At 38.0% G+C, this 16,819-nt stretch carries 13 protein-coding genes and 1 tRNA gene; 13 read left to right on the forward strand and 1 reads right to left on the reverse strand.

All coding sequences use genetic code 11. The annotated features are described in order from the left end of the window. Nucleotides 1–52 precede the first annotated feature (52 nt). Both ESZ26_RS02720 and ESZ26_RS02725 read left to right on the forward strand, forming a co-directional pair. Nucleotides 53–808 carry a hypothetical protein gene (locus ESZ26_RS02720; protein ID WP_146797898.1) on the forward strand — a complete coding sequence of 252 codons (756 nt, stop codon included), beginning with the start codon at nucleotides 53–55 and terminating at the stop codon, nucleotides 806–808. A 281-nt stretch (nucleotides 809–1,089) separates the two neighbouring features. Beyond that, the gene (locus ESZ26_RS02725; RefSeq protein WP_146797896.1) at nucleotides 1,090–1,707 is read left to right on the forward strand and encodes a glycerophosphodiester phosphodiesterase; all 618 of its coding nucleotides are present in this window, start codon (nucleotides 1,090–1,092) and stop codon (nucleotides 1,705–1,707) included. Between the two features lie 360 nt (nucleotides 1,708–2,067). Here the strand turns inward: ESZ26_RS02725 and ESZ26_RS02730 are convergent. After that, nucleotides 2,068–2,144, reverse strand: a tRNA-Arg gene (locus ESZ26_RS02730). Nucleotides 2,145–2,327: 183 nt separating this feature from the next. On the opposite strand from ESZ26_RS02730, the gene ESZ26_RS02735 reads away from it, so the two are divergent. The 11 genes from ESZ26_RS02735 (at nucleotide 2,328) to mraY (ending at nucleotide 16,772) form a co-directional block, all read left to right on the forward strand. Continuing rightward, a complete protein-coding gene (locus tag ESZ26_RS02735) occupies nucleotides 2,328–4,235 on the forward strand; it encodes a GGDEF domain-containing protein (RefSeq protein WP_170246291.1) in 1,908 nt (635 codons plus the stop codon). After that, nucleotides 4,235–5,536, forward strand: a complete 1,302-nt coding sequence (locus ESZ26_RS02740) for a GGDEF domain-containing protein (protein ID WP_146797893.1) — start codon at nucleotides 4,235–4,237, stop codon at nucleotides 5,534–5,536. Before ESZ26_RS02735 ends, ESZ26_RS02740 begins: the two co-directional genes overlap by 1 nt. A 199-nt stretch (nucleotides 5,537–5,735) precedes the next feature. Next, nucleotides 5,736–8,045, forward strand: coding sequence for a DNA topoisomerase IV subunit A (parC, locus tag ESZ26_RS02745; RefSeq protein WP_146797891.1), 2,310 nt, complete (start codon nucleotides 5,736–5,738; stop codon nucleotides 8,043–8,045). A 91-nt stretch (nucleotides 8,046–8,136) separates the two neighbouring features. Further along, complete coding sequence (locus ESZ26_RS02750; RefSeq protein ID WP_146797889.1) at nucleotides 8,137–8,628, forward strand: YcxB family protein; 492 nt, start codon at nucleotides 8,137–8,139, stop codon at nucleotides 8,626–8,628. A 497-nt stretch (nucleotides 8,629–9,125) separates the two neighbouring features. After that, nucleotides 9,126–9,584, forward strand: coding sequence for a division/cell wall cluster transcriptional repressor MraZ (gene mraZ, locus ESZ26_RS02755; protein WP_146797887.1), 459 nt, complete (start codon nucleotides 9,126–9,128; stop codon nucleotides 9,582–9,584). Between the two features lie 82 nt (nucleotides 9,585–9,666). Continuing rightward, on the forward strand, nucleotides 9,667–10,608 hold the full coding sequence (gene rsmH / locus ESZ26_RS02760) for a 16S rRNA (cytosine(1402)-N(4))-methyltransferase RsmH (protein ID WP_146797885.1): 942 nt from the start codon (nucleotides 9,667–9,669) through the stop codon (nucleotides 10,606–10,608). 16 nt (nucleotides 10,609–10,624) lie between these two features. Beyond that, nucleotides 10,625–10,936, forward strand: coding sequence for a cell division protein FtsL (gene ftsL / locus ESZ26_RS02765; RefSeq protein ID WP_223271537.1), 312 nt, complete (start codon nucleotides 10,625–10,627; stop codon nucleotides 10,934–10,936). Continuing rightward, nucleotides 10,933–12,711, forward strand: a complete 1,779-nt coding sequence (locus tag ESZ26_RS02770; protein ID WP_146797883.1) for a penicillin-binding transpeptidase domain-containing protein — start codon at nucleotides 10,933–10,935, stop codon at nucleotides 12,709–12,711. The genes ftsL and ESZ26_RS02770 overlap by 4 nt, the downstream gene beginning before the upstream one ends. After that, on the forward strand, nucleotides 12,704–14,287 hold the full coding sequence (locus tag ESZ26_RS02775) for a UDP-N-acetylmuramoyl-L-alanyl-D-glutamate--2,6-diaminopimelate ligase (protein WP_146797881.1): 1,584 nt from the start codon (nucleotides 12,704–12,706) through the stop codon (nucleotides 14,285–14,287). Before ESZ26_RS02770 ends, ESZ26_RS02775 begins: the two co-directional genes overlap by 8 nt. After that, the gene (locus ESZ26_RS02780; RefSeq protein ID WP_146797879.1) at nucleotides 14,284–15,696 is read left to right on the forward strand and encodes a UDP-N-acetylmuramoyl-tripeptide--D-alanyl-D-alanine ligase; all 1,413 of its coding nucleotides are present in this window, start codon (nucleotides 14,284–14,286) and stop codon (nucleotides 15,694–15,696) included. Before ESZ26_RS02775 ends, ESZ26_RS02780 begins: the two co-directional genes overlap by 4 nt. Beyond that, nucleotides 15,690–16,772 carry a phospho-N-acetylmuramoyl-pentapeptide-transferase gene (gene mraY, locus ESZ26_RS02785; protein ID WP_146797877.1) on the forward strand — a complete coding sequence of 361 codons (1,083 nt, stop codon included), beginning with the start codon at nucleotides 15,690–15,692 and terminating at the stop codon, nucleotides 16,770–16,772. The genes ESZ26_RS02780 and mraY overlap by 7 nt, the downstream gene beginning before the upstream one ends. The last annotated feature ends 47 nt before the right edge of the window (nucleotides 16,773–16,819 follow it).

The raw sequence follows: 16,819 nt of genomic DNA on the forward strand, positions 1-16,819 counted from the left end.
TAAAATTTAAAGATGTAATAATAATTCAATAATGAGATATAAAGGAACTATTATGAAAAAAATGCTCGCTATATTTGCCGCTCTTTTGTTTACATCTTCTGTGCTAGGCGAAGAAACTAAAGCCTATACACAATACGACACCTTTCGATTTACTATAAACAATAAAGACGCCAAGATACTCACTGATAATATGCGTAATCATATTAAAAAATACCATCTCCAAGGTATGCTTAAAACCAAAATATATAATATTACCTATGGTGCAAATACTAATGAATTCATTTGGGTCATGGGCCCAGTAAGTTATGCTGAGTTTGACTCGAGAGCTGATGATAAAAAACACGACGATGACTGGGCAGATAATATCAACCCGTATATTATCTCTTATAATCAAAGTGAGGTTTGGCGCAGCATGGACGGGTTATTGATTAATAATATAGACGAAAAAGCCAGCGATTCAAAGAGGTATATCACTAGATACCTTACTGTTAATTCAGACCAAGATGAGAAAGTTGTCAACTACTTATTAAATCAAATCAAAGATACGCTCAACAAAATTGGTAAAGTAAAGTATTGGGCAGTTATGGGAAATCAATTTATCCAAGGTAATTTAAATGGCCGTCATTTAATGGCAATTTCATCGATGGAAAATTGGGCGGAGTTAGATGATGACTGGGAGTTCGAAAAGCATTTTGAAGCTTTGCACGGTAAAGGTAGTTACACCGCGTTTCGCGATAATTATGGCCGAGTTTTTAAAAATCAATGGCAAGAGGTCATCGAGGTTAACAAAGAGATGAGTGGTATGTAACTCGCTAGCTAATAGCTTTTATAAAGGGCCAGTTTATTCTGGTCTTTTTTATGTCTTTAGGGCCACATCTTCTATAATTTACCGAGGATTAAATTTTTTGCACTTTAACCACCGCTAATCTTTACGCTCTCTTCTTAATGTAACGTCAGGTATTAATATCATTCATTCGCAACAAATTCAGAGAGACCCAAAATTATGATAAGGGTTTTACTTTACTTTTTCAGGTTATTAAAATATTTTTATCACTGTATTTTAACTCAAACTAATTAGGCGATTACAGGATGTTAAAATCAAGCGCTGTTGTTACTCTCTTTTCTTTATTACTTCTTTCTTGTGGAGGAGATGATGTAAATGCACCTGAAGCAGAAAAAATTTCACATAGAGGGTATAACGAAAACAGGTTAGATGGTTTTGTTGCTGCGATAAATGATGGCTTTAAGTTTATTGAAACAGATATAAGGATAAGAGAAGGGAAGCCTATATTGCTTCATGATGATGTTGAGTGTTCTGATTGTACGCATTTAGCCGAATTGTTAGCACTGGCACAAAATAACGATGTTACCTTGTTTTTAGAGTTTAAAGAGTCCGAAGCTATCGACGTATCTCTTCAAATAATTAGTCAATATAATGTGGATGTTGTGCTTTCGTCATTTAAAGTGAGTGATTTGGTTTATATAAATTCAATATCAGACTATAGCTTAGCTTTTATAACATCAAGCTATTACGATTTAGCTAACCTACCAAGTATTGATTACTTAATCATTAACCAAGTGAATATTGATAAATGCGTAGCTACTATTAAATGCGTGGCATGGACTATTCATAACGGAATCCAATACTATGATGTTATGTATAAAGTAGATTATGTGATGGTAGATCACTATAGAAGTATACCCTAAATATATTTTTCTCTACCTGCTATAGAGACTTATATTCTCTTGAGGTTATGGCCTTTATTGAGCGCTTTAGCTAAGTATTAAATATACCCTTGTGCCAACTTTACCTTTAATGTTCATCTCTTTTAAAATACCTATCAATGGCTTTTGTGAATTAAAGCAATATCAGCTAAATAAGCCATTATTTTATTTAGTTGTTGGCAACGTTTTTAAATATCCACTAACCACCTTTATTAATGGTGTATTTATCACCAAAATAATAAATATAAAGCTGAGAACGTTTATAAGGGATTACCTAGCGGTAAGAAATATCACTTTTTAAGCGAGCTGGCTGTGTGCTCATACCACTTGTGTTAGTGATTTTGGTGTCCCTGAGACGATTCGAACGTCCGACCTAGCGCTTAGGAGGCGCTTGCTCTATCCAACTGAGCTACAAGGACATTATAAGGCAAAAAGCATTGTTAATTTATCTTAAAAGTTGCGGTTGTTCTAGTTTTATTTTCTCTGTGCGTGGATGAAAAATAATTAATTAGAAATAACGGTTTATCATTCGCTTTAAATCGTTTTATACTGCAACTGAAGTTGATCAAACTATGGCTAAAACTATAAATAAGAGGTTGAATTTGTTAAAAAAACGTTACAAACAAGTTACCTTGATTTTTTGGTCTCTGTTAAGCGCTTTATTGATAACCACGCAAACATTTGCAGATGATGGCACAACCAATCGTGACTTTATCTTTTTTGTTGAACGTGTTGAAAAATTACAAAATACTAATATTACCGATGCACTTGCGTTGTTAGATTCTTATCAAACAAATATCAATGCGTTAACCGTTAGAAACCAGGTAAAGTATTACCAAGTACTGGCAGAAATTTATATTGAAGCCTCTCAATATAAATCGGCGCATAGCGCTGCATCGCAAGGGTTAAAAATAGCACAACATTTAACTAGCCCCACTATCTTGATTTCACAACTTTCATACTTACGTGGCTTTTCTTTAGAAAGTTTAGGTGATGCTAGTGGCGCTGTTGAGAACTATTTGAATGGTTTGGAAGTTGCTGAATCCTTAGATGCTAAAAAATTTATTGCCGATGGTTTTATAAACCTAGGTGCTATTTATTACCTGACTGAACAATATGAAAAGTCGTTGACTATGCTAAATAATGCGCTGGTTATCGCTAATACTCTAGATAATGACGAACTTAAAGGTTCGGTTAACAGCGAGCTGGGTATTTTATACTCTTATATGTATAAGCCTAAAAAATCGATAAAATTTTACCAAGCGTCTTACGAACATTATAAAAAAGCGGGTATGGAACTTTATGCGCTAAATAGTTTACAAAACATTGCAGTAAACTATATGGATCAAAGCCGATATGAAAAAGCGATCCAGTTATTTGAAGAAGTGATAGCCAGTGCTAATAAGTTTAGTAACAATGAAGTTATAGGTGGTGCTTATACTCGCTTATCTATGTCGCACGCTAAGAAAAAAGAGCCCGACTTAGACGTTGCCTATCAATATATTACGCTCGCTGAACAATACTTAAAAGGTGTGCAACAACATAATGCCTTACTATTTTTTAACGTCAATAAAGCATACGTACTTGAAGCAATGGAACGATATGATGAAGCGCTTGACAGTTTAGCTATTGCTGAAAAAATATTAGGGCAAAATAGTCAGACTAAAAATACGATTTCAAATTACCACTTGATGTATTTACAGTCTGAAATTTACTATAAAACGCAAAGATATCAGCAAGCATATGATAAACAGTCTCAATTTTTAACGCGTTTGTTTAAAGATCAAGAAAATACAAACATGGAAAAAATTGAAGAGTTACGACTAAGCTTTGAAAGTAAACAAGCAGACTTAAAGAACAAAATTCTCGAACAGGAAAAGTCTGTTCAAATAATGCAACTCAACGATGTGACTTATTATGAAGAAAATTTACATTCATTGATTATATTTGTTGGTATGGTGATATTAATACTGGCTTGGTTTTTACTTAAAATGTTACAAAGTCAAAAACATTTTGTTCGAATCAGCCAAGTTGATGATTTAACAGGTGTGGCTAACCGCCGACATTTAATAGAGTTGGGCGAGCAAATGTTTGCTCGAGCAGATAAACAGCAAGAATGTTTTAGTATACTGATGCTTGATGTTGATAATTTTAAGAGCATAAATGATAGTTTTGGACATAATATCGGAGACAAAATACTTAAAGATATTGCAGACTTAGCCAACCATATTATGCGTGAAAGTGATTGTTTTGGACGTTTTGGTGGCGAAGAATTTATTTCTTTATTACCAAACACCTCGCCACAAAATGCTTACGATCTGGCTGAGCGATTACGTTTGAGTATTGAAAATAAAGTGTGGCCATATAAAAAACTGTCGGGGGTTACCGTCAGTATTGGTATATCTTCTTACCAAAAAGGAAGTACTACAAGTTTTGCTCAACTAATAAAAGATGCGGATATTAATATGTATCAAGCAAAAAATTTAGGTAGAAATAAGGTGTGTTTTTAATGAAACCTTGCTCTTTTTCTCATATATCATTGTGGGTCTTCGTGGGTTTTTACTTGGCAAGTTTAGCTTTTCCTTCAGTAGTGCAAGCTTATTCGGCTGACGACGAGTTAGCTGCTCAAAACAATAATAGTGTCAAGGCATCCGCTGAGCCAGAAAACATTTTAAACAATAAAGTACCGCTGCCAATTAATGCTCGTATTTTGTCTTTGTTATCCCTGGTACAACAAAACGATCAAAAAAACACCGTGCAAGTTACAGGTGTTTTATTACAATTAGAAGAAATCAACTCAACCTTTAATGCCGCAGAACAGTATTTAATATTTTTGATACACGGTTTAATTGAACACCACGCTCAACAAGATAAACAGGCTATTGCTTGGCTTGAGAAAACATTAAACTTACGCGATGAAATTCCTGAAAAACAGCTTTATTTACCTGAGTTTTCAGAAGTGAATCTGATTTTTGCTCGCTCGTTTTCTGCTTTGGGTGACTTTAAGCAAGCGTTCGATTATAAGAAAAAATATATAAGGAATGGTTACCAATATTTTGAAGGAACCCGAGCTGATAAGGTTAAAGAGCTTAATATAACTTATGCAACCGATCAAAAAATTAAGCAAAATGAGTTACTAGCCAATCAAAATAAAATTAAACGTTTAAAAATTATTGCAGCAGAAAATAAAAAATTTGCTCAACAACGTAATATTTTAATTTTAGTCATTACTGTTATTGTTTTCTTTATACTTCTATTAAGACAAATAAAGGTCAGAAAAAAATTAAAATATTTAGCAAAAGTAGACAGTTTAACTAACTTATACAACCGACGTACTTTATTTGAAAAAGGTGCTGAATCAGTTGATATTGCTGTTAATGAAAAACAGAGCCTAAGCGTCATTTTACTAGATATAGATTTTTTCAAAAATATAAATGATAATTATGGTCATGATATTGGTGATGAAGTCATTATAATAATTGCAGAACTAGGCAGTGAAACTATGCGTTCTCGCGATCTTTTTGCCCGATTAGGTGGTGAAGAATTTGCCGGTATATTACCAGGGGTAGGCTGTGCAGAAGCTAAGGCAATAGCAGAGCGCTTGCGTGAGAAAGTGGCCAGCAAAGACTGGTCTGAATTTAATATTAAAGAACAACTTACGGTTTGTATTGGTGTCGCTTGTTTAGAGCAAGTAGAGCCAAACTTTGATGCTTTACTTAATGCCGCTGATATAGCCATGTATTATGCAAAAGCTAATGGACGCAACCGTGTCTATCAATTTAATGATGAAAGCCAAAATTATAACGACTAATTTACAGGTTTTGGTCAATAAGTGTTTTCCTACCTTGCCTACCCATTGTCATTCAAAATAGACTGTCAAAGGTGCATCTTGATTGGCAACTGCTATATAATCATATAAGCTAGAGTCTAGCCAAATTTACTCTAAAAATAATAACCAAAGTCACGGCTAGGGCTACTCCCTAACAGGGTGACAATTCAGGAATTAATTCATGTCAGACGCGCTTAATTTTAGCCTCGAAGGTATTGAACAGCGACCACTTCGACAATTTACCGAAGAGTCTTATTTAAACTATTCGATGTACGTGATCATGGATCGAGCTTTACCACATATCGGTGATGGCTTGAAGCCAGTACAAAGACGTATTGTCTATGCGATGTCTGAATTAGGCTTATCTGCCAACGCAAAATATAAAAAATCAGCGCGTACTGTTGGTGATGTACTGGGTAAATTCCATCCTCATGGCGACTCTGCTTGTTATGAAGCTATGGTATTAATGGCTCAGCCGTTTTCATATCGATATCCGCTGGTTGATGGACAAGGAAACTGGGGTGCGCCCGACGATCCGAAATCTTTCGCTGCTATGCGTTATACCGAGTCACGCTTATCACGTTTTAGTGAAGTTTTATTAGCCGAATTAGGTCAAGGTACCGTCGATTGGACACCAAACTTTGACGGCACCATGAATGAACCTAAAACCTTACCTGCTCGTTTACCTCATATACTCTTAAATGGTATTACGGGTATTGCCGTTGGTATGGCTACCGATATTCCACCTCATAACGTTCGTGAAGTGGCTAATGCATGTGTGCATTTAATTGAACAACCTAAAGCGGAAATTAGTGATTTACTTGAGTATGTCAAAGGTCCTGACTACCCAACCGACGCTGAAATAATTACGCCTAAAGCCGATATTGAAAAAATATATCGTACCGGTAAGGGCAGCATTAAAATGCGTGCCATTTATGAGGTTGTGCAGGGTGATATTGTTATTACCGCTCTACCTCATCAAGCTTCTGGCGGCAAAATACTCGAACAAATTGCTGGGCAAATGAATGCGAAAAAATTACCTATGGTGGTTGATTTGCGTGACGAGTCTGATCATGAAAATCCAACCCGACTAGTGGTTATACCTCGTTCTAATCGTGTCGATATTGAACAATTAATGAATCACTTGTTTGCCAGTACCGATTTAGAAAAAAGTTACCGTGTTAACTTAAACATGATTGGTTTGAATAATAAACCTGCGGTAAAAGACTTGCGGGTAATTTTAGCTGAATGGCTTGAATATCGTCGTGAAACTGTGCGCCGTCGCTTGCAGTATCGTCTCGACAAAGTGTTAGCTCGTTTACATTTATTAGACGGTTTATTGATCGCCTATTTAAATATTGATGAAGTTATCGAAATTATTCGAAACTTTGATAAGCCCAAAGAAGAACTTATTTCTCGTTTTGATTTATCAGAACGCCAAGCGGAATCAATTTTAGAAATTAAACTTCGCCAACTTGCTAAACTTGAAGAAATTAAAATAAGAGCAGAGCAAGCAGAGCTTAATATAGAACGTCAATACCTTGAAAAAATATTAAACTCAACAGCGCGAATGAACACGCTAATGAAAAAAGAAATTCAAGAAGCCGCTGAAAAATATGGTGACGATCGTCGTTCTGTTCTCATTGAACGTAGTGAAGCAAAGGCACTTTCTGAAAAAGACTTAGTCCCCAGTGAAGCTGTTACCGTTGTTGTTTCTCACAAAGGTTGGGCACGTTGCGCGAAAGGTCATGATATTGAACCTGAAGCGCTCAGTTATAAATCGGGCGATAGTTATCTGTGTTCTTCAAAAGGGCGAAGCAATAATCCTGTGGTCTTTATTGACTCAACTGGCCGTGCTTATACCACTGACGCACATACGTTACCAACAGCACGAAGCCAAGGTGAACCGTTAAGTGGCCGTTTTAGCCTATCGACAGGAGAAACTTTTGTCACCAGTTTAATGGCGAGTGATGAAAGTAAATACTTACTGAGTAGTGATGCTGGCTATGGTTTTGTTGGTAAGTTTTCTGACATGATCAGTCGTAATAAAAATGGTAAAGCACTATTAAGCGTACCAGTAAATGCTAAGGTGAATACGCCATTACCTATTGCTAATATTGATAATATGTTGGTGCTTGCCATTACGTCTGAAGGTCGAATGCTGGTATTTCCAGTTAAAGACTTACCGGTACTGAGTAAAGGTAAAGGTAATAAAATTATTAATATTTCTGCAGCGAGAGCAAAAAGTCGCGAAGAATTTGTTTCAATACTTAACGTTATTTCAGCAGAAAGTTCGGTAACATTGCATGCGGGTAAACGTAAGTTAACTTTAAAAGCCAGTGATGTTGAACACTATCGTGGCGAACGTGGCCGCCGTGGCAATAAATTACCACGAGGTTTACAACGCGTTGATCGTGTCGAAGTGGGTATGATCGCCGAAGAAAGTAATATTGAAGACGTTGTTATTCCAACAGCCAATGATGAAGATTAGGTAACAGCAACTTTTAATCACTATTTACTGCATCATTTGTAAGAAACTCAGGTAAAATAACATTATTATTTTACCTGAGTTTCTTATTTTTATGCCAGAGCCTTTTACCTACTCTACAACCTACGAACTAGACAAAGCCCATTTTCAAGAATGTTTTAGCGAATCTGTTGTCATCGTTACTTCAATCAGTGCTTATAAAAAATCAATTGCTTTAACCGTTGCCGGAATGTTGTTAGTACTGTTTACAGAAATGAATCCCTATGCTGCTTGGTTTGTTTTCGCTTTAGGTATTCTAGAAGCCGTCAGTACGTATTACCAAAAACCGTGGTGGGTGATGCGACAAATGTTGAGTAAAGCCGCCAAAGGTAATGTTGATTTAACGATTGATGAACACGGCATTGTCAGTAAATCATTTTATGCGAGCTTGACGTTATTGTGGTCAGACGTGCAATTAATTGAAAGTACCCAACTGGGTTGGTTAATAAAACACGCGCAAGGGCGCAGTTATATTTCCAATAAAAATTTATCGGCAGCAGCGATAACATTCCTCACAGAAAAACACCTTCAACAACACAACAGTTAATCTTGGTGAGTTAATTTTGTTTCTGTAAAGCTCAATTTATTTTACGCTTTATTCTACCTTTGCTCAGTATGCATCAGTGTCGTCGATAACCATCGAAGGCGCTCATTAATCTTGGGTATTCAGTTGTCTTGTCGGGCTGAGTGCTTTTTTGCTAAGACCTTAGTTACTTATCTTTGAGCAAGCGAGTTGAATTTTTTTTGTTATTTAGTCGTTAATAATAAGATTCGTTGGTATCAAGTAAGTGGGCGCTAACCGCTCATCTTTTCTTTAAAAACAGCTAAAAAATTAATTTTAACGCATATTCTGGGGCAAGGATCCACAAAACCCCACAAATTCATCAACTTTGCTCAAAGCCTTAATTTTATTGGCATTCGGCCAGATCATTTATACCAATCTTTGCTTGACATGACTTTACTTTTCTCACTAAACTGTATCAATGTGGGAATAAGTGGGAATTAGTGGATCTTAAAGGATTACTAAAATAATAAAGCAGGATTATGTTTAGAGGCACTAGCGCAATTACGCTCGACAGTAAAAATCGAATCACGGTACCAACCAAGTACCGCGAAGAGCTATTTGCTGATTGCCAAGGAAAAATGGTCTGTACCGTTGATATTCAACACCCCTGCCTACTACTTTACCCGCTTCCTGAATGGGAAGAGATAGAATTAAAATTGTGTAGTTTGTCAAGTATGAACCCACAAGAACGATTGTTACAGCAAGTGCTTTTAGGTAATGCTTCTGATTGTGAAATTGATAAGAGTGGTCGCTTATTAATTAATGGTCCGTTGCGTTTACATGCCAATTTAGAAAAAAGTGTGATGCTGGTAGGACAATTAAAGAAATTTGAAATTTGGAGTGAAAATGCCTGGCAAGCGCAAATGCAAAAAGGCATTAGCCAAATTCAGTCGGGTGAAATTGAACTGACTGACCGCTTGTTAGACTTATCACTGTAAATAGCAAAAATAAGACTAAAAATAGTTAATAACCCGATACCGAATTGATCACTTGGTATTCAGTAACATGGTGTTACCCAAAATGAAATTAGATAATTCACATATCTCGGTATTGCTTGACGAAGCAGTGACCGGACTCGCAATTAACCCTGATGGTACCTATATCGACTGCACGTTTGGTCGAGGCGGCCATTCAGCGCTTATACTTTCTCAACTCTCTGAAAATGGCCGACTTATTGCCATTGACCGAGATCTTACGGCGATTAAAGCAGCAGAAAAATTTGCTGACGATGCTCGATTCACTATCGAACATGAAGGTTTCGCCGACTTACAAAATATTGCTGAAAAGCATGAGTTACTTGGCAAAGTCGACGGTATTCTTCTTGACCTTGGCGTGTCTTCGCCACAGCTCGATGAAGCTGAACGTGGCTTTAGCTTTATGAATGACGGCCCATTAGATATGCGTATGGATACTTCGCGTGGACAAACTGCGGCACAATGGATAGCTGTGGCTGATGTTGAAGATATTACTTGGGTGCTACGTACCTTTGGTGAAGAAAAACATGCGTGGCGAATTGCCAACGCTATTGTCGATACACGTGAAGAAAGCCCTTATACCCGTACTAGTCAGTTAGCCAAAATTATTCAAACGACGGCACCACAACGCGAAATTAAAAAGCACCCGGCGACACGCAGTTTCCAAGCGATCCGCATATATATTAATAGTGAATTAGAGCAAATTGAAAAAGTGCTTGCGGCATCACTATCGGTACTTGCTGAAAATGGTCGTTTAGTGGTTATTAGCTTTCATTCTTTAGAAGACCGTCTTGTTAAACAGTTTATGAAAAAACACTCGCAAGGTAAAAAAGTGCCTCGTGGCTTACCGATCAGTGAAGCCGAATTGAATAAAGGTAAAAAACTAGAGCTTGTTGGTCGAAGACTAAAACCCAGTGAAAGCGAAGTTGAAGAAAATAAACGTTCACGAAGCTCAGTGATGAGGGTTGCAATGAGATTACCGCTTTAATGCGGCTGATATAGTTATGGCAAACTCGAAAATGGCGCTGCCACTAGCAGTTTGGTACGACATTCAGCGACATATATTTATATATTTGTTGTTAATGATGGTGGTTATTTCGGCATTTTCGGTGATTTACTTTACCCATTTAAATCGCCAAACCACTAGTGGTTTGGAAATATTATTAACAGAACGAGATGAATTAGATATTGAGTGGCGTAATTTATTGTTAGAGCAAAACAGCCTAGCTGAGCACAGTACGATAGAAAGCAAAGCTAGAAAATTATTACAGATGAAAAGACCGAATATAAATTCGGAAGTCATCATTCAACAATGAGCAAGTTAGTGAAGAAACAAATAGATAAACAGCAAATTTCGGTGGCATGGCGTTTTTACGTTGTGGTCGGCCTAATAGTGCTTGTTTATGCAGGTTTGTTGGCTCGCAGCGCATATATTCAAATCATTGAGCCCGACATGTTGAAAAAACAAGGGGATATGCGCTCATTACGTACTGCTGCTCATACGGTACAACGTGGTTCAATTGTCGACCGTAATGGTCGTGAACTCGCAATCAGTGTGCCCGTTGAAACAGTGTGGGCTGATCCTAAAATCATCATGGAAAATAATGCCCTAGCAATGAAGGAACATTGGCAAGCACTTGCTGATGTTTTAGGCCGTAATGTTAACAAGCTAACTTCACGCATTGTTAAAAATCCCAGTAAACGCTTCGTCTATGTCGAACGAAAAGTATCGCCAGCAATGGCTAAATACATTAAAGAATTAAAAATACCCGGTATTCATTTACGTAAAGAGTCAAAACGCTTTTATCCCTCAGGAGAAATAAGCGCTCATGTTGTTGGCTTTACCAATGTAGATGACAAAGGTATTGAGGGTGTTGAACGCGTTTACGATCAATTACTCACCGGTACTGATGGTGAGAAACAATACCGTAAAGATGCTAAGGGCCGTAAAATAGAGATACTGTCTGAACAAGCGTCTACTCAACCCAAAGATATCGTTTTGAGTATTGACCAACGTATTCAAGCCATCGCTTACAAAGAATTAAAAGGCGCGGTAAAAGCATTTAAAGCGACATCAGGCTCAGTCGTTGTGACTAATGCTCATACTGGCGAAATTTTAGCGCTGGTAAATAGCCCATCTTATAATCCTAATAACCGTCGAAATACAGCGATCCATCGTTTTCGAAATCGTGCGATCACCGATTTTTATGAACCGGGTTCAACCTTAAAGCCTTTAACCGCAATAACCGCTTTAGAATTTGGTTCAGTAAAGGCCGATAGTATTATTGATACCAGTCCAGGTTGGATGCGCTTAGGTGGCCGCAGAGTAAGCGATCCTATTAATCGTGGCAAATTAAGTATTACTGATATTTTGGTGAATTCTTCAAATATGGGCACCACCAAATTAGCGCTCTCAGTACCGAAAGAATTTTTACTTAATAAATTCTTTGATGCTGGCTTTGGCGAAGAAACGGGGGTCGGTTTAGTTGGTGAAAGCTCAGGTATCATGCATGATCGCCAACGTTGGTCGAAATTTGAATTAGCGACTTTATCTTGGGGACATGGTGTCGCGGCGACTCCACTTCAACTGGCACGTTTTTATTCAACCTTAGCTAATGGCGGTATTAAAAAGCCGCTCACGATTATTAAAAAAGATACCCTTGATACTATTCCGCTTCGAGATGTTCGGATTTTTTCAGAGCAATCGAGTGAGCAAGTCGTTGGTATGTTAGAAAATGTAGTTAATGAACATACCCCAAATGCTAAGGTAGAAGGTTACCGCGTTGGTGGTAAAACCGGCACCGCAATTAAAGCTTTTGCGGGTGGGTATGGTAACGAATATGTTGGCTTGTTTGCTGGCATTGCACCCATTTCTAATCCTGAAATTGTGGTAGTTGTGGTTATTAATGAACCTGGCGGCGATTTATACCATGGTGGTGAAGTTGCTGCTCCTGTTTTTTCAAGGGTGATGAAAGGTGCATTGCGGGTATTAAATATTGCCCCAGATGCAAAACGTGTTGCTGATGTTAGACCTGTGGTAAGTGAAGAACAGCCAACAATGAAAGTAAAACAGGAGCAAGCTGATGCCTAAAGTTGCTTTTTCATTGAGCCAAGCACAATTGTTTGACATTTTTAAACAGTTTGATTTGCCGTTACCCGCATTGGCTGAACAGGCTAATTTTCCACTTAACTTGGGTGACTTAGTTAATGATACCCGTAAAGTCAAAGCGGGTGATGTTTTTTGTGCAGTTATTGGCCATCAGCAAAATGGTAATGACTTTATTAGCCAAGCCGTTTCATTAGAGTGTGGATTAATCATTGCTGAATGCAGCCTTGCCAGTCAACACGGCGAAATTGTTTATTTATCGACAAAAAATTCAGGTAAAAAAATAGCACAAGTTTATTTTTATCAACTTAACGAACAGTTATTTTCATTTGCTAAAGCGTATTATCAAAATCCACAAAACAGTATGACAATGATAGGTATTACCGGCACCAATGGTAAAACCAGTACTAGTCAAATAATCTCAAAATTATTAGCGAGCTGCCAACAAAGAACGGCGGTTATTGGCACCAATGGCGCCGGACAAATTGAATCACTACTAACCGTTGAAAATACCACGCCGGCGGCAACGCAGCTGCATCAGTTGATGGCGGAATTCTCTGCTGATCATTGTAAAAATGTTGCTATGGAAATATCTTCTCATGCGCTCGAACAGCGACGGGTAGTTGCAGATTTACTTGATATTGCTGTATTCACCAATTTGACCCGTGACCACCTTGATTACCATCAAACCATGGCAAACTATGCCAACGCTAAATATAAGATTTTTAGTCATGATACTAAGCAAATAGCCATTATCAATGGTGATGACGAGCAAGGTAAACAGTGGCTAGCACATTGGCCGAATAAGCAAACTATTATCGTTTATGGTAAATCGGTCACGGTTACTCAATTTTCAGCTTATGCCCAAGCCAGTGAGATTAAAACCAATGTTAGTGGTGTTCAATTCATCTTGAATACCCATCTTGGTCAGCAAGAAATTGACAGCGCACTGATGGGCGATTTCAATATTGAAAATTTACTCGCTGCTATTGCTGTACTGATCAGCAAAAATATTTCATTAAATGATATCGCGTTAGCGGTTAAAGCCTTAACGCCTATTGTTGGCCGTATGGAAACATTTAAAGCCAATAATAAAGCGACCACTATTGTTGACTATGCTCATACTCCCGATGCATTAGTCAGTGCATTACATGCCTGTCGCCACCATTGTAAAGGTGAGTTATGGGTGGTGTTTGGTTGTGGCGGAGACAGAGACAAAGGCAAGCGACCATTAATGGCGCTAGCAGCAGAAAATGGTGCGGATCATCTGGTATTTACTACCGATAATCCAAGAACAGAAAAAGCTGAAGATATTGTTGCCGATATGCTAGTGGGTTGTCTTTTACCAGCAAAAGTCACCATTTTACTTGACCGAGAAGCCGCGATCAAAGCTACGTTGGCAAAAGCTAAACCTGATGACATGGTTCTACTTGCCGGTAAAGGCCATGAAGACTACATCATAGTGGCTAATGAAAAAATTAATTATAACGAACGTGAATTGGTTAAAGCCATTTATGACGGTTACCAACAACAAAGTAACACTGCCGGAGCAATTCTATGATCCCATTATGCTTAGCTGACATTGCTTTAGCCGTTGATGGCAAGCTTGTTGGAAAAAACATCTCTATTGATAGTATTAATACCGATAGCCGAGCATTAGCAAAAGGTGAGTTATTTCTTGCGCTCAAGGGCCCAAATTTTGATGCGCATCGTTTTTTGAATCAGGTCATTGAATTAGGCTGTGCAGCCGTTATTGTCGAACATGATTGTCAACTGAGTATTCCTCAAATTATTGTTGAAGATACCCATAAAGCCTTGGGTAAAATAGCCGCTTATGTGAAAGAAAAAGTTGCTCCTAAAACGGTTGCCATTACCGGAAGTAGCGGTAAAACGACAGTAAAAGAAATGGTAGCGGCAATTTTATCGCGTATAGGCAAGGTATTAGCAACACAAGGGAACTTTAATAACGACATTGGTGTGCCACTAACCTTATTGCGCCTTGAGCCACAACATGATTTTGCTGTTGTTGAGTTGGGTGCAAATCATATCGGTGAAATAGCTTATACCTCAGCATTAGTCAGGCCAGATGTGGCGATTATCAATAATATTGCGGCGGCTCATTTAGAAGGCTTTGGCGATTTATGTGGTGTTGCTCGCGCTAAAGGTGAAATTTTTGAAGGCTTAAGCAGTAATGGCGTTGCGCTATATAACCAAGATTGTAAATTTGCTAATAAGTGGCAATGGCGTTTGGTCGACAAAAAAGTGAAAACTTTCTCTTGCGAACAAACCGCTGACTGTTTCTCAAGTGATGTTGTACTTGATGATAGTGGTTGTGCCAGCTTTACCTTAAATAGCTACCACGGCAATACATCTATCGAATTAACGGTGCCGGGTAAACATAATGTCTGTAATGCGGTTGCTGCAGCAACGATTGCTTTAGAGTTTGGTGCCAGCCTTGATGATATTCGTTTGGGCTTGGCTGAAATGTCACCGGTAAAAGGGCGATTAAATTTACATCAGTTAACAGCCACCTTTAAATTAATTGATGATACTTATAACGCCAATGTTGAATCAATAAAAGCAGCTAGCGATTTACTGGCTAGTTATGCCGGTCGACGTATCCTTATCCTTGGTGATATGGGCGAATTGGGCGCACAAGCTCGTGGTTATCATCATGAAGTTGGCGAGTATGCTAAACAATGTAAAATTGATGATTTACTTACGCTGGGTGTGTTGAGTCAAAGCTCAGCCGATGCTTTTAATGGCCAACATTTTAGTGACAGAGCGTCGTTAATGCGTTGCTTAATATCCTTGTTGGAAAATGAGCAACAAGCGATTTCTATTTTAGTGAAAGGGTCACGTAGTGCCCGTATGGAAAATGTAGTGCAAGATATTATTAACTGGCATAAAAATGCTGAGCTCTCTTCGTCAACTTTAGAACATAAATCATCGGGAATAAGCTCATGCTAGTTTGGTTAAGTGAATATTTAACACAGTATTACAGTTTTTTTAATGTTTTTTCTTACCTAACATTTCGCGCCATTGTAAGTACATTAACGGCGTTAATTATATCTTTGTATTTTGGTCCTAAACTGATCCGTTTCTTGCAAAATATGCAAGTGGGTCAGGTAGTTCGCGATGATGGCCCCGAAAGCCATTTGGTAAAATCAGGCACGCCGACTATGGGTGGGCTGTTAATTTTAGCGGCTATCATGGTCAGTGTTTTATTATGGGCAGATTTAGGTAATACCTATGTTTGGGTGGTGCTTTTTGTTATTAGCAGTTTTGGTCTGATAGGTTTTGTTGACGATTATCGAAAAGTTATTCGCAAAGACCCTAATGGTTTAATTGCGCGTTGGAAATACTTTTGGCAAACCGTTGCCGGTCTAGCGACAGCTTTGTTTTTATATTCTCTAGCTCAAAGCCCTGAAGAAACAAGCTTACTTATTCCGTTCGTTAAAGATGTCTTACCTCAACTGGGTATTTTCTACGTTGGTATGACCTACTTTGTTATTGTCGGTACTAGTAACGCGGTTAATTTAACTGATGGTTTAGATGGCTTAGCGATAGTGCCAACGATAATGGTAGCCGGTGCTTTTGCTATTTTTGCCTACATGACAGGTCACGCAAACTTCTCTGAATATTTAAATATTCCCCATATTGCGATGGCGAGTGAATTAGTGATTGTTTGCACCGCTATTGTTGGTGCAGGTTTAGGTTTTCTCTGGTTTAACACTTACCCTGCACAAGTATTTATGGGCGATGTTGGTTCTTTATCACTCGGTGCAGCTTTGGGTGTTATCGCTGTTTTAGTTCGACAAGAATTAGTCTTATTCATTATGGGCGGTGTTTTTGTGATGGAAACCGTGTCAGTTATTTTGCAGGTCGGTTCCTATAAATTACGTGGTCAACGTATTTTCCGTATGGCGCCTATTCACCATCATTATGAATTAAAAGGCTGGCCTGAACCAAGAGTTATTGTCCGTTTTTGGATCATCTCATTAGTACTGGTATTGATTGGTTTAGCGACATTAAAACTTCGTTAATGACGAGTTATTGATTAATCGTTGAAAAATAATAATAGCAATAAAAA

Source organism: Colwellia hornerae (genome assembly GCF_007954355.1).
GTDB classification, from domain to species: Bacteria; Pseudomonadota; Gammaproteobacteria; order Enterobacterales; family Alteromonadaceae; genus Colwellia_A; species Colwellia_A hornerae.

Coding starts and splice junctions, on each gene's coding strand:
- ESZ26_RS02720 (WP_146797898.1), top strand. CDS start 53: ATGAAAAAAATGCTCGCTATATTTGCCGCTCTTTTGTTTACATCTTCT.
- parC (WP_146797891.1), top strand. CDS start 5,736: ATGTCAGACGCGCTTAATTTTAGCCTCGAAGGTATTGAACAGCGACCA.
- mraY (WP_146797877.1), top strand. CDS start 15,690: ATGCTAGTTTGGTTAAGTGAATATTTAACACAGTATTACAGTTTTTTT.
- ESZ26_RS02740 (WP_146797893.1), top strand. CDS start 4,235: ATGAAACCTTGCTCTTTTTCTCATATATCATTGTGGGTCTTCGTGGGT.
- rsmH (WP_146797885.1), top strand. CDS start 9,667: ATGAAATTAGATAATTCACATATCTCGGTATTGCTTGACGAAGCAGTG.
- ftsL (WP_223271537.1), top strand. CDS start 10,625: ATGGCAAACTCGAAAATGGCGCTGCCACTAGCAGTTTGGTACGACATT.
- ESZ26_RS02750 (WP_146797889.1), top strand. CDS start 8,137: ATGCCAGAGCCTTTTACCTACTCTACAACCTACGAACTAGACAAAGCC.
- ESZ26_RS02780 (WP_146797879.1), top strand. CDS start 14,284: ATGATCCCATTATGCTTAGCTGACATTGCTTTAGCCGTTGATGGCAAG.
- ESZ26_RS02770 (WP_146797883.1), top strand. CDS start 10,933: ATGAGCAAGTTAGTGAAGAAACAAATAGATAAACAGCAAATTTCGGTG.
- ESZ26_RS02725 (WP_146797896.1), top strand. CDS start 1,090: ATGTTAAAATCAAGCGCTGTTGTTACTCTCTTTTCTTTATTACTTCTT.
- ESZ26_RS02775 (WP_146797881.1), top strand. CDS start 12,704: ATGCCTAAAGTTGCTTTTTCATTGAGCCAAGCACAATTGTTTGACATT.
- mraZ (WP_146797887.1), top strand. CDS start 9,126: ATGTTTAGAGGCACTAGCGCAATTACGCTCGACAGTAAAAATCGAATC.